Consider the following 13477-nt stretch of genomic DNA (forward strand, 5'->3'; position numbering starts at 1 on the left):
AGCTGACCTAGGTGACAGGTCAGCCCGGCTCACCTAACGGCTGCGCTTGCCCGGCAGCGGCGCGAACAGCGCTTCAATCTCTTCATCACCCAGACGCCACTGGCCGCTCTGGCCGCCATCGAGCAGGCCGGCGGCGAGTGCTGCCTTCTCTTGCTGCAGCAACTGAATCTTCTCTTCGACGGTGCCGCGAGTGATCAGCTTGTAGACGAACACTGGTTTGTCCTGGCCAATCCGGTAGGCACGGTCGGTCGCCTGGTTTTCGCTTGCCGGGTTCCACCATGGGTCATAGTGGATCACCGTATCCGCAGCGGTCAGGTTGAGCCCGGTGCCGCCGGCCTTGAGGCTGATCAGGAACACTTCGCTGTCACCCTGCTGGAACTGCTGCACCGGTGCGCGCCGATCTCGAGTGTCGCCGGTCAGCAGGCTGTAGCGGATGTCGCGCTTGATCAGCTCCTGCTCGATCAGTGCCAGCATCGAGGTGAACTGGGAAAACAACAGGACCCGGCGGCCTTCGCTGAGCAACTCTTCGAGCATCTGCAGCAGGCTGCCCAGCTTGCCCTTGTCGGCTTGATTACCCTTGCTCTCGACACTCTTGACCAGGCGCAGGTCGCAGCACACCTGGCGCAGCTTCAGCAGGGCGTCGAGAATCACGATCTGGCTGCGCGCTGCGCCGTTACGGGCAAGTTCGTCGCGGACCTTCTTGTCCATCGCCACCCGCACCGCCTCGTAGGTGTCGCGCTGGGCGTCGCTGAGCTCGACCCAGTGCACCATCTCGGTCTTGGCTGGCAGCTCCTTGGCCACCTGCTCTTTGGTACGACGCAGCAGGAACGGGCGAATGCGCCCAGCCAGGTGGGCCAGGCGGTCCTGATCGCCGTGGCGCTCGATGGGGGTGCGGTATTCCTGATTGAAGCGTTTGCTGTCGCCCAGCCAGCCGGGCATGAGGAAGTGAAACAGCGACCACAGCTCGCCGAGGTTGTTTTCCATCGGCGTACCGGTCAGGCACAGGCGCTGGCCTGCCTGCAGCTCGCCGACGGCGACGGCGGCCTTGCTGGTACTGGTCTTGATGTTCTGCGCTTCATCCAGCACCAGCGTGTGCCAGTGCTGCCCGCGCAGCTGCTCTATATCGCGCGGCACCAGCGCGTAGGTGGTCAGGACCAGGTCGTATTGGTCAAGGCTGGCGAAGTGCTTGCTGCGCGCCGGCCCATGCAGGGCCAGCACGCACAGGTCGGGGGCAAAGCGCTGGGCTTCGTCGATCCAGTTGGGGATCAAGCTGGTCGGCATCACCGCCAGGGCTGGCTGCAACAGGCGACCATGTTGTTTCTCCAGCAGCAGATGGGCGAGGGTCTGCAGAGTCTTGCCCAGGCCCATGTCGTCGCCCAGAATCCCGCCCGTGCCGATCTCGCGCAACGCCTGTAGCCAGTTCAGGCCCTGCTGCTGATACGGGCGCAGGGTGGCGTTGAGCGCGAGCGGCGGCTCGACCTGGATATCCCGTGCATCGCGCAGGCGCCGGCCGAGGCCGCGCACGTGCTCGCCGCCTTCCCACAGCAGCGGCATGTGTTCCATGTCGCTCAGGCGCGCGGCATCGGCGCGGTCCAGGCGCAGCGCCGGGCCGCCTGCGTGTTCGTGCAGATACAGCTCGCCCAGCGTCGCCATCATGACCTTGATCCGGCCATAGGGCAGGGCAACGCGCAGCGGCGGGCTATCGAGGCGGCCGCGGTTGAGGTCCAGCAGCAAGTGCTCATCGTCACCGCGCCGGGCCAGTTCGCTGGGGCGCAGCATTTCCGGATTGCTGCGCAGCAGTTGCAGCACGATCGGCAGCAGGCTGTGACGTTGGCCATCGACAACGATGCCTAGCTCAAGGTCGAACCATTCATGCCCCGGCGCTTCGTCGACGCTGGCGTACCAGTCTTCGACCTCCTGCAAGTTGAAGGCAAAGTCGCGGTGCACATCGATGTGCCAGCCGGCCTCACGCAGGCGCGGCAAACCGTCTCGGGCAAATGTCAGCCACGCTTCGTCGTCGGCAAGCTGATGCATGTCGCCGGCACTGTCGGGCAACGCTTTGCTTTGCCGGGTGGCCAGCTTGAAGCCCAGTTCGCGCAGGGTCTTGCGCATGGCTTGCTCGGCCTGTGGCTGACGACGGATGCGCTGGCTGGTGGCGCCAACCAGGCGGGTCAGGGGCTTGTCGTCGTTGCCGATTGCCAGCACGCCGTCGTAGTCGAACGCCAGCGCGGCGCGGTGTTGCATCTGCCGTTGCATGCGCCCGGTCTTGGGCGTGTAAGCGCTGAACTCGAGACTGCCCAGGGTCAGGCGCGGGGTCGGCTGGATATCTTCGAGCAGCTGCTGCTTGACCTCGGTCGGGGTCGGCACTTGATGGTTGAGGGCGTTGAGCTTGTGACTCAGCGGCACTACCAGATGCTCGGGTACCGGTGGTGCCAGTGACAGTTGCAGGGCTATATGCGGGTCGAGTGAATGGCTGACACGGCCAATTTCACCGGCGCGTACATCCAGCCAGAACAGCGGCGCCAGTGCCAGCACGAACAGCTTCTCCTCGCCGCTGAACCAGCTGCCGCAATAGGTGGCGTCGCTCTGGCGCACCCAGCGGAACTCGGCCTCGCGCTCCGGGCCCTGGCGCAGCAGTGGCCGGTCGTCGCTGTACAGGACGCGGCCGGTGTCCAGTGCGCGCTGCAGCAATTCGCCGCCTTCCTGGCCTTTGAGTGCGTAGCCGCGGTCCTGGCCGTAAGGGATGTTCTGTCCATTCAACTGGCGCAGGATGCGTAGGTCTTCAGCTGTGACGAAGCGTGGCGTGTCATACAAAAAGTCATACAGCGACTGCACCCGGCTGAAGCGCAGGCCACGCTCATCGTCGGTGCCTTTGCGCACGCGCAGGCTGCAGCTGCGGTCTTCATGGAGCACCAGCTGATAGCAGACCATCCGCCCGCGTTTGTCATCTGCGCCGAGGCTGACTGTGGCCGGTTGCTGCATCCCTTGCAGCCAGTGCTGTAAATGATGGGGCAGGGCGTCGCTTTCAGCCGGCGCGCTGCTGTCGAGCAGGGCGAACAGCACCGCAGCACAGTGCTTGCAGTTCTCTCTGACCGGGCATGAACAGTGGCCGCGCACATGGCACTGGCCAGCTGCCGCAGTGATGAAAATGCGCTGGGTATAGATGCCGCTGCCGCTGCCGCGACAGGTGGCTTCGATCCGCCTGTCGTCATGGTCGAGGATCTGTACCCGGTCTTCTTCGGCGTAGCGCTGGCCGCGTTGCAAAACCGCAGCGGAGAAGGCGCGTTTCCAGCTGATGTTGCTGCGCACCAGGGCGACTGCGTCGGAGGTCACGGTGTCACTGCTCCATCATCTCCGGAGTCATCTCCGGCAGTTTGCGCGCGCCGACGGGTGCGACCTTGAGCAGAAGTGCCAGGTGGCCACCGTCGAGGAAGGTCAGCTGGCCGCTTTTCATGTTGCGATTGCTCTGCTGGAAGTGCTCGCTGCGCAGCACGTTACCGTTGCCATCGAGCTGGTTGACCCAGAAGCTCGCCTGCACGGCGATGAAGCGGCCGTCGGCCAGGCTCAGGTTGCCCTCGATCGGGAAGTGACCGAACTGCTCCTCGCCAGCGCCCAGAGCAATGCTGCTGGGCTCGCTGTCGAGCTGTTGCTGCCAGGCCTTGTGCAGCAGCACGGTGTAGCTCGGCGTAGCCTCCAGGCGGGTCGCTTCGTCGGTCAGCACCGGTGGCCGTTCGGCTTCCTTGCTCAAGCGCGGCGCGCCGGCGCGCCAGTCTTCCGGGGCGAACTGGCTGGTCACCGCCGGTACATCGTTTTGCCGCACCAGCAGCATTTCCACCTGATACAAGCCATCAGCAAACGCCGTCGGCGCACACAGCGTCAACAGCAAGGTCAGGCAACGAATGGCACGCATGTAACTTCCTTCAAGCAGGCTGTGGGGTGAGGCGCTCGAACAGCGCCTCCACTGTATTGAAGCGTTCTTCCGGGCGTTCCATCGGCACCAGGAAGCGGAACTGGGTAGCGCCTTCGAACTTGTAGCGTTTGGGCTGGCCCTGGATCAGCTTGATCAGGGTCAGCGGGTCGACCGGGGTCTCGGCTTCGAATTCGATCTTGCCGCCGTTGGGGCCGCCGTCGACTTTCTTGATGCCGAGTTTTTCTGCCTGCAGCTTGAGCAGGGTGATGCGGATCAGGTTCTTGGTCGGCTCCGGCAACAGGCCGAAGCGGTCGATCATCTCGACCTGCAGGTCCTTGAGGCCTTCTTCGTCGGCCGCCGAAGCGATGCGCTTGTACAGGATCAGCCGCGCATGCACATCGGGCAGGTAGTCTTCGGGGATCAACGCCGGCAGGCGCAGGTTGATTTCCGGGCCGCCGCCAAGTGGTTGTTCCAGGTTTGGCTGGTTGCCCTTGCGGATCGCCTTGACTGCGCGTTCGAGCATTTCCATGTACAGAGTGAAGCCGACCGCCTGTATCTGGCCGCTCTGGCCGTCGCCAAGCAACTCGCCGGCGCCGCGGATTTCCAGGTCGTTGGTGGCCAGCACGAAGCCGGCACCGAGGTCCTGGGTGTTGGCAATCGCCTCCAGGCGTTTTTCGGCGTCGCTGCTGACCTTCTGCCGGGCAGGGGTGAGCAGGTAGGCATAGGCCTGGTGGTGGCTACGGCCAACCCGGCCGCGCAGCTGGTGCAACTGGGCCAGGCCAAACTTGTCGGCGCGCTCGATGACGATGGTGTTGGCACTGGGCACGTCGATACCGGTTTCGATGATGGTCGAGGCGATCAGCACGTTGAAGCGCTTGTGATAGAAGTCGCTCATGACCTGTTCCAGCTCGCGCTCGCGCATCTGCCCGTGGCCGATGCCGATGCGCGCTTCAGGTACCAGTTCGGCGAGGTCGGCCGCGCACTTCTCGATGGTCTTGACGTCGTTGTGCAGGTAATACACCTGGCCGCCACGCAGCAGTTCGCGCAGTAGAGCTTCCTTCACCGTGCTGTTGTTCTGCTCCATGACGAAGGTGCGTACCGACAACCGGCGCGCCGGCGGGGTGGCGATGATCGACAGGTCGCGCATGCCGGCCACGGCCATGTTCAGGGTGCGCGGGATCGGCGTGGCAGTCAGGGTGAGGATGTCGACTTCGCTGCGCAGGGCCTTGAGCTGCTCTTTTTGCCGCACGCCAAAGCGGTGCTCTTCGTCGATCACTACCAGACCGAGGTCTTTGAAGCGCACGTCATCCTGCAGCAGCTTGTGCGTGCCGATCAGGATGTCGATCTTGCCCTCGGCCAGATTGGCGGCGGCAGCGGCGATATCCTTGGCCGACTTGAAGCGGCTCATCACCTCGACGGTTACCGGCCAGTCGGCAAAGCGGTCGCGGAAGCTGTTGTAGTGCTGCTGGGCGAGCAGGGTGGTCGGTACCAGCACGGCCACCTGGCGGCCGCTGTGCACGGCGATGAATGCCGCGCGCATGGCCACTTCGGTCTTGCCGAAGCCGACGTCGCCGCAGACCAGACGGTCCATCGGCTTGGCAGCGAGCATGTCCTCGCGCACCGCGTCGATGGCGTTCTGCTGATCGGGTGTTTCCTCGAACGGGAAGCCGGCGCTGAAGGTGGCGTAATCGGCGGCAGGGTCGGCAAAGGCATAGCCCTTGCGTGCGGCACGACGGGCATAGATGTCGAGCAGTTCGGCAGCCACGTCGCGGACCTGCTCGGCAGCCTTGCGCTTGGCCTTCTGCCAGGTTTCCGAGCCGAGCCGGTGCAGCGGCGCCAGGGCGTCATCGCTGCCGGTGTAGCGGGCGATCAGGTGCAGGTTGGCGACCGGCACGTACAGCTTGGCGTTCTCGGCGTACTCAAGGGTGAGGAATTCGGCGGCCTGGCCGTCGATTTCCAGTGTGGCCAGGCCCAGATAGCGGCCGACCCCGTGATCGATATGCACCACCGGTGCGCCTTCGCGCAGTTCGGTGAGGTTTTTGATCACCGCATCGTTGGCCGCCTCGCCGCGCTTCTCGCGGCGTCGGCGCTGCATCACGCGCTGGCCGAACAACGGGCTTTCGGCGATCAATGCCAGTGCCGGGTCGTCCAGCAGCAGGCCGTAGTCGAGCGGCGCGATGGTGATCGCCAGGCGCTCTTTGCCGGTGATGAAATCGGTCCAGCCGTCAACGGTCTGCGGGCGCAGCTTGAGCCGCTCGAGCAGCTCCAGCAGCACTTCGCGGCGGCCGGCAGATTCGGCAGTGAACAGCACCCGGCCCGGGAACTGCTCAAGAAACGTCGACAGCGCCGCCAGCGGTTGATTGGCCTTGGCTTCGATGGCCAGGTTGGGCAGCTCGCGCGCCGGGAAGCTCTGCCGGCCAGCGCCGGGTTCGAGGTCGTCACTGCTGACCACCACGCGCGGCCACTGCTTGAGGCGGGCGAAGCAGTCTTCCACTGGCATGAATAGTTCAGCCGGCGGCAGCAGTGGTCGGGTCAGGTCGCCGCGGCGGTCTTCATAGCGCCCGCGCACGTCGTTCCAGAAATGCTCGGCAGCCTGCTCGACGCCGGGCATCGAGAACACCTGGGTGTCAGCCGGAAGGTAGTCGAACAGCGTCGCGGTTTCTTCAAAGAACAGCGGCAGGTAGTACTCGATGCCGGCGGGGATGATCCCGCTGGCGAGGTCCTGGAAGATCGCGCTGCGGCGAAAATCCACGTCGAAGCGCTCGCGGAAACGTGCCTTGAAGCGGGTGACTTCTTCCTTCTGCATCGGGAATTCGCGTGCCGGCAGCAGGCGTACCGATTCGACCTTGTCGATCGAGCGCTGGGTCTCTGGATCGAAGGTGCGCAGGGTCTCGATTTCGTTGTCGAACAGGTCGATCCGAAACGGCAGTTTGCTACCCATCGGGAACAGGTCGATCAGCGCGCCGCGCACGGCAAATTCGCCATGCTCGTAGACCGTGTCGACGCAGCGATAGCCGCTGGCTTCGAGGCGGCTGCGCATCTGCTCGACATCAATGGTCTGGCCGATGTCGAGGACCAGGCTGCTGCCGAGCAGAAAGCGCGTTGGCGCCAGGCGGTGCAGGGCGGTGGTGATCGGCACCACGAGAATGCCGTGGTCCAGTTCCGGCAGCCGGTACAGGCTGGCGATACGCTGCGAGATGATGTCCTGGTGCGGCGAGAACAGATCGTATGGCAGGGTTTCCCAGTCGGGGAACGGCAGCACCGGCAGGTCCGGGGCAAAGAAGCGCAGCTCCTGCTCGAGACGGTCGGCGGCCTGGCTGTCGGCGGTCAGCAGCAGGGTGAAGCGCCGGGCGCCACTGGCGGCCTCGGCGATGGCCAGGCTGAGGGCGGCACCGGGCAAGTTGCCCCAGGTTTGTTTGCCGGCCTGGGCCGACAATTGCGGTAAGCGCAGAACTGACACGGGAGAATGCACTCCAAGCGTTGCGGCAAAGAGGTCGATTGTACCGACGCCGGTGCCAGCTGTCAGGCTCGCGAGGGCTCAAGCAGCGGTGTGCAGCGTTAACGACAGGCGCTCATTGCTCGATACGCCGTGGGGCGTCATAATGTAGCCCCTTTTTTCTACCCCTACATGTGGAAGGTTCCCGTGACTCAGAAGCCCGACCAGTGTCTTGGTGAGTGGATTGATCGTGAAGCTTTGGCTGAAGCCATGATCCCGCTTATCGGTCAGCTCTACCGCAACAACAATGTGGTGAGCTCGATCTATGGCCGTAGTCTGATCAACCGTTCGGTGATCTCGATCCTCAAGGCGCACCGCTTTGCGCGTCATCGTCAGACCGACGAGACCGAACTGTCTGTCCACGAGACGTTCCCTTTGCTCAAGGCGATGAGCGAGCTGAAACTGGGCGCCGCTTCGGTCGACCTGGGCAAGCTGGCCAACAAGTTCAAGCTTGAAGGCAATGGCCGCAGCGCCGAGCAGTTCGTCCGCGAAGAACTGGCCGACGTGGTTGGTCAGCAAAACGTTTCGGCGCGCAAGGGCACCGACGTTGTGCTGTACGGCTTCGGTCGCATCGGCCGTCTGCTGGCACGCATCCTGATCGAGAAAACCGGTGGTGGCGACGGCCTGCGTCTGCGCGCCATCGTTGTCCGCAAGGGTGCTGAAAACGACCTGGTCAAACGCGCCAGCCTGCTGCGTCGTGACTCGGTGCACGGCCCGTTCGATGGCACCATCACCATCGACGAAGCCAACAACACCATCACCGCCAACGGCAACCTGATCCAGGTTATCTACGCCAAGAGCCCGAGCGAAGTCGACTACACCCAGTACGGCATCAAAGATGCGCTGATCGTCGACAACACCGGTGTATGGCGTGACGCCGACGGCCTCGGCCAGCACCTGGCATGCCCAGGCGCTTCCCGCGTAATCCTCACCGCACCTGGCAAAGGCGCGCTGAAGAACATCGTGCATGGCATCAACCACGGTGAAATCAGCGCCGATGACAAGATCATCTCCGCGGCTTCCTGCACCACCAACGCCATCGTGCCGGTGCTCAAGGCAGTCAACGACAAGTTCGGCATCATCAATGGTCACGTCGAAACCGTTCACTCGTTCACCAACGACCAGAACCTGATCGACAACTTCCACAAGGGCAGCCGTCGTGGCCGCGCCGCGCCGCTGAACATGGTCATCACCGAAACCGGTGCCGCCACCGCTGCTGCCAAGGCGCTGCCTGTGCTCAAGGGCAAACTGACCGGCAACGCGATCCGCGTACCGACGCCGAACGTGTCCATGGCCATCCTCAACCTGAACCTCGAAAACGGCACCAGCCGCGAAGAGATCAACGAGTACCTGCGCCAGGTCGCCATGCACTCCGAGCTGCACAAGCAGATCGACTACGTCAACTCGCAGGAAGTGGTTTCGACCGACTTCGTTGGCTCGCGCCACGCCGGTGTGGTTGATGCCGAAGCGACCATCTGCAACGAAAACCGTGTTGTCCTGTACGTCTGGTACGACAACGAATTCGGTTACAGCTGCCAGGTAGTGCGCGTGATGGAAGACATGGCCGGGGTCAACCCGCCAGCCTTCCCGCGCTGATCCGCCGATAGCGTTGTATTGCTGATTTTGGGGCTGCTTTGCAGCCCTTCGCGGGCAAGCCCGCTCCCACAGGATTGGCCTATCTGTGGGAGCGGGTTCACCCGCGAAGGGCCGCAGAGCGGCCCCAATTGGCTTAACTGATCGGCATTTGAAAGGCAATGGCCGGCTAGCGCAGGCTTGCCTTGCACGATATGTAGTGAAGGCAAAATTCGCCTACGACGCGACCAAGGGTTAATGTGCGCGGCGTTGACGCTTGATTAGACTGCACCCGAATTTTTCCATGGCGCCGCGGCGACATGATCGCGCCCCGCGGCCAACCGGCCGGCGGGCCAGTTTTGAAGGAGTACGCATGGCTGTCTACAACTACGACGTAGTGGTGCTGGGTTCCGGCCCGGCCGGAGAAGGTGCGGCAATGAACGCCGCCAAAGCAGGGCGCAAGGTGGCGATGGTCGATAGCCGTCGCCAGGTTGGCGGCAACTGCACCCACCTGGGCACCATCCCGTCCAAGGCACTGCGTCACTCGGTGCGGCAGATCATGCAGTTCAACACCAACCCGATGTTCCGTGCCATTGGCGAGCCGCGCTGGTTCTCGTTCCCGGACGTGCTCAAGAGCGCCGAGAAGGTGATCTCCAAGCAGGTCGCTTCGCGCACCGGCTACTACGCCCGTAACCGCGTCGATGTATTTGTCGGTACCGGCAGCTTTGCCGACGAGCAAACGGTCGAAGTGGTCTGCGCCAATGGCGTGGTCGAAAAGCTGGTGGCCAAGCACATCATCATCGCCACCGGTTCGCGCCCGTACCGCCCGGCTGATATCGACTTCAACCACCCGCGTGTATATGACAGCGACACCATCCTCAGCCTCAGCCACACCCCGCGCAAACTGATTGTCTACGGCGCTGGCGTGATCGGCTGCGAGTACGCCTCGATCTTCAGTGGCCTGGGTGTACTGGTCGAGCTGGTCGACAACCGTGGGCAGCTGCTGAGCTTCCTCGATTCGGAAATCTCCCAGGCACTGAGCTACCACTTCAGCAACAACAACATCACCGTGCGTCATAACGAGGACTACGAGCGGGTCGAAGGCCTCGACAACGGCGTGATCCTGCATTTGAAGTCGGGCAAGAAGATCAAGGCCGACGCCTTGCTCTGGTGCAACGGCCGTACCGGCAACACCGACAAGCTGGGCCTGGAAAACATCGGCATCAAGGTCAACAGCCGTGGTCAGATCGAAGTCGATGAAGCCTACCGCAGCACCGTGCCGAACATTTATGGCGCCGGTGACGTGATCGGCTGGCCGAGCCTGGCCAGTGCCGCCCACGACCAGGGCCGCTCGGCAGCGGGCAGCATTGTCGACAATGGCAGCTGGCGCTTCGTCAACGACGTGCCGACCGGGATCTACACCATTCCCGAGATCAGCTCGATCGGCAAGAACGAGCAGGAACTGACCCAGGCCAAGGTGCCGTACGAAGTCGGCAAGGCATTCTTCAAGAGCATGGCGCGTGCGCAGATCGCCGGTGAGCCGCAAGGCATGCTGAAGATCCTGTTCCATCGCGAGACCTTGCAGATCCTGGGCGTACACTGCTTTGGTTACCAGGCTTCGGAGATCGTGCACATCGGCCAGGCGATCATGGATCAGCCGGGTGAGCGCAATACCCTGAAGTACTTCGTCAACACCACCTTCAACTACCCGACCATGGCCGAAGCCTATCGCGTAGCGGCCTACGACGGCCTCAACCGGCTTTTTTGAGCGGCTCCGACCGGTGGCCTGAGCCGGTCGGGGAGCTCGGTTTCAATCCTACCCAAGGGTGGTCTTGGCCAAACCGGGAAAGTCTGTAATCAGGCTGTCAGCGCCAAAGTCGGCGAGTCGGCGCATCAGCGCCGGCTCGTTGACCGTCCATACCGACACGTGCAAACCCTGGCGCTGTGCCTTGATCAGGCGCTCGGGGGTGCATAGCGTCCAGTTCAGGGCGAGCATCTGGCAGTTGTAGTTCTGCGCGACCTTCAGTGGGTCGAGCCAGGCATATTCTGCTACCAGCCCACGCGACACATCCGGCACCAGCTCAACCGCAGCGCTGAGCACTTCGCGCGAGCTTGAGGTGATGGTGACCTTGTCGAGCAGGCCATATTGCTGCGCCAGCTCACGGATGGCCAGCACGGTACTGGCGGCGCGAGTGCGCGAAGCGCTTTTGACCTCAAGCTGCCAGTGCTCGAATGCGCATTTCTCGAACAGCTCTTCAAGCCGTGGAATAGGGCAGGGCTGTACATGGCCGGGGCCGCCGGCACGGGCGTCATAGGTGTTCAGGTCAGCTGCGCTGTGTTCGACTACCTTGCCGCGGCGGCCGGTGGTGCGCTTGAGCGTTGGGTCGTGGATCACCATCAGCTGGTTGTCGGCCGACAGGTGCAGGTCCAGTTCACAGCGATTGACGCCGTGCTCCAGGCACTGACGGAAGCTGGTCAGGGTGTTTTCAGGTGCTTCGCCCTTGGCGCCGCGATGGCCGTAGATCAGGGTCACGTTCGTTCCTTCAAATCAATAAGAGCGGAGCTCAGGAGGCGGGGTCGTTCTGTTCCAGCGCCTGCCGACGTTGCTGTTGCTGGCGCTGCAGGATATACCGCGCCAACAACTGGCGCTGGGCGTCGGTCATGTCGGTGAATTCGGTGCCGACTTCATAGTCGCCGCCGGGGCGGGCGTCGCAGTGGGTAACCCGGCCGCGCAGCAGCAAACCATGGGCGCGGGGCATCAACACCATCTTGACCTTGACTCGGGTGCCGGCGGCGATCGCGCTGGTCTGGCTGAACTCGATGCCGCCCTCGGAGAGGATCACCCGATGTGGTGCGCCGATCTCGCCAAGCAGGCTGTGCGCGACCACTGCGCTGAGCAGGTCGAGGCGTTTGTTCTGGGCCCGTAAAAACGCTGCCAGGGTGCGGTCCTTGTCGCTCAACTGGCGCAGCAGATGTTGCGATTCGAAGTCGGACAGATGCAGTTCGCTGAGCAGGTTGAACAGCGGCGAATCATCCTGCAACAGTTCTGGCTCCAGGGCCTCAGCCGCGCTCAGCGGGGTGATTTCCAGTGCGATCCTGTCTTCGATGCGGTAGTATTCGCGGCGATCTTCATCGTCTATTGTCGTCATGGCGAACCCAAGGTTACGGCGGTGGTCCGAGTGTAAAGCCGCCGTAGGCGCCTCGCCACAAGGACGTTCCCTTTCATCCGAACAAGCCCCGACATGTTCAGACCTCTTTTCGTATTTATTGGTACTCGCTACACCCGTGCCAAACGCCGCAACCATTTCGTCTCGTTCATTTCCCTGACCTCGATGATCGGCCTCGCCCTGGGCGTGGTGGTGATGATCGTGGTGCTCTCGGTGATGAATGGCTTTGACCACGAGATGCGTACCCGCGTGCTTGGCATGATCCCTCACGCCACGCTTGAGAGCGGCCAGCCGATCAATGATTGGCCTGCCCTTGCTCAACAAGTAAAGCAGAATCCACAAGTCGTGGCGGTCGCGCCTTTCACCCAGATGCAGGGCCTGCTGACCTTCGATGGCAAGGTCAGCAAGGTGCTGCTCAACGGTATTGATCCTGCGCGTGAGCGGGAGGTGTCGATCATCGACAACTTCATCCGCGAAGGCAGCATCGACAAGCTGGCGCCCGGCGAGTGGGGCATCATGATCGGCGACAAGGCCGCGGCCAAACTGGGCGTCAAGGTCGGTGACAAACTGACCTTCGTGGCGCCAGAGGTCAGCGTCACTCCGGCGGGCATGTTCCCGCGCATGAAGCGCTTCACCGTGGTCGGCACCTTTCATGTCGGTGCGGGCGAGATCGACGGCTTCCTGGGCTTGACCAACATCGCCGACCTGTCGCGCCTGCACCGCTGGAAAGCGGATCAGGTGCAGGGCCTGCGGCTGAAATTCGACGACCTGTTCGAAGCCCCGCGCGTGGCCTGGAGCATCGCCCAGCAGTTGGGCGAGCAGGAGTTCTACTCGCGTGACTGGACCCGCACCCACGGCAACCTGTATCAGGCCATCCGCATGGAGAAGGCAATGATTGGTCTGCTCCTGCTGCTGATCGTGGCGGTGGCGGCGTTCAACATCATTTCTACCCTGGTGATGGTGGTCAATGACAAGCGCGGCGACATCGCCATTCTGCGCACCCTGGGCGCTACGCCCGGGCAGATCATGGCCATCTTCATGGTCCAGGGTACGGTGATCGGCGTGGTCGGCACCTTGATTGGTGCGGTAGTCGGCATTCTCGCTGCGCTCAATGTCAGCGCGGCGATTGCCGGCATCGAGAAGCTGATCGGGCACAAGTTCCTCAACGCCGATGTGTACTTCATCGACTACCTGCCTTCGCAGATCATCGCCCAGGACGTGTGGATGGTCTGCGGCGCGGCATTGATCCTGAGTTTCCTCGCCACCCTGTATCCGGCCTGGCGTGCGGCGCGCACCCAGCCTGCAGAGGCGCTACGTTATGAGTGAGTCGCG

Annotated in this window: 8 protein-coding genes; 3 read left to right on the forward strand and 5 right to left on the reverse strand. The window is 63.0% G+C overall.

Annotation, left to right across the window (positions count from 1 at the left end):
• Positions 1 to 33 precede the first annotated feature (33 nt).
• The 3 genes from FW789_RS01960 to mfd are packed head-to-tail and all read right to left on the reverse strand — an operon-like array spanning position 34 to position 7370.
• Positions 34 to 3333 carry a DEAD/DEAH box helicase gene (locus FW789_RS01960; RefSeq protein WP_446430810.1) on the reverse strand — a complete coding sequence of 1100 codons (3300 nt, stop codon included), beginning with the start codon at positions 3331 to 3333 and terminating at the stop codon, positions 34 to 36.
• A 4-nt stretch (positions 3334 to 3337) separates the two neighbouring features.
• A complete protein-coding gene (locus tag FW789_RS01965) occupies positions 3338 to 3910 on the reverse strand; it encodes a CsiV family protein (protein WP_340611847.1) in 573 nt (190 codons plus the stop codon).
• A 10-nt stretch (positions 3911 to 3920) separates the two neighbouring features.
• The gene (gene mfd / locus FW789_RS01970; protein ID WP_103438021.1) at positions 3921 to 7370 is read right to left on the reverse strand and encodes a transcription-repair coupling factor; all 3450 of its coding nucleotides are present in this window, start codon (positions 7368 to 7370) and stop codon (positions 3921 to 3923) included.
• A 168-nt stretch (positions 7371 to 7538) separates the two neighbouring features.
• Between mfd and FW789_RS01975 the strand changes: the two genes are divergently transcribed.
• Together FW789_RS01975 and sthA are read left to right on the forward strand one after the other, a co-directional pair.
• Complete coding sequence (locus FW789_RS01975; RefSeq protein ID WP_186699548.1) at positions 7539 to 9002, forward strand: glyceraldehyde-3-phosphate dehydrogenase; 1464 nt, start codon at positions 7539 to 7541, stop codon at positions 9000 to 9002.
• Positions 9003 to 9351: 349 nt separating this feature from the next.
• Entirely contained in the window at positions 9352 to 10746 is a 1395-nt protein-coding gene (gene sthA, locus FW789_RS01980; RefSeq protein WP_101321180.1) for a Si-specific NAD(P)(+) transhydrogenase, read from the forward strand.
• Between the two features lie 48 nt (positions 10747 to 10794).
• Here the strand turns inward: sthA and FW789_RS01985 are convergent, their stop codons facing one another.
• Both FW789_RS01985 and FW789_RS01990 read right to left on the reverse strand, forming a co-directional pair.
• On the reverse strand, positions 10795 to 11511 hold the full coding sequence (locus FW789_RS01985) for a glycerophosphodiester phosphodiesterase (RefSeq protein ID WP_103438019.1): 717 nt from the start codon (positions 11509 to 11511) through the stop codon (positions 10795 to 10797).
• A gap of 31 nt (positions 11512 to 11542) precedes the next feature.
• A complete protein-coding gene (locus tag FW789_RS01990; protein ID WP_101321176.1) occupies positions 11543 to 12127 on the reverse strand; it encodes a PilZ domain-containing protein in 585 nt (194 codons plus the stop codon).
• 93 nt (positions 12128 to 12220) lie between these two features.
• Here FW789_RS01990 and FW789_RS01995 point away from each other — a divergent pair, with 93 nt between their 5' ends.
• Complete coding sequence (locus FW789_RS01995) at positions 12221 to 13471, forward strand: lipoprotein-releasing ABC transporter permease subunit (RefSeq protein WP_101321174.1); 1251 nt, start codon at positions 12221 to 12223, stop codon at positions 13469 to 13471.
• The last annotated feature ends 6 nt before the right edge of the window (positions 13472 to 13477 follow it).

The sequence above is a fragment of the Pseudomonas sp. 1121_17 genome, assembly GCF_052850745.1.

Excerpts from the sequence above, each read along its gene's own strand:
- sthA (WP_101321180.1), top strand. The coding sequence starts at position 9,352 with ATGGCTGTCTACAACTACGACGTAGTGGTGCTGGGTTCCGGCCCGGCC.
- FW789_RS01990 (WP_101321176.1), bottom strand. The coding sequence starts at position 12,127 with ATGACGACAATAGACGATGAAGATCGCCGCGAATACTACCGCATCGAA.
- FW789_RS01995 (WP_101321174.1), top strand. The coding sequence starts at position 12,221 with ATGTTCAGACCTCTTTTCGTATTTATTGGTACTCGCTACACCCGTGCC.
- FW789_RS01975 (WP_186699548.1), top strand. The coding sequence starts at position 7,539 with ATGTGGAAGGTTCCCGTGACTCAGAAGCCCGACCAGTGTCTTGGTGAG.
- FW789_RS01965 (WP_340611847.1), bottom strand. The coding sequence starts at position 3,910 with ATGCGTGCCATTCGTTGCCTGACCTTGCTGTTGACGCTGTGTGCGCCG.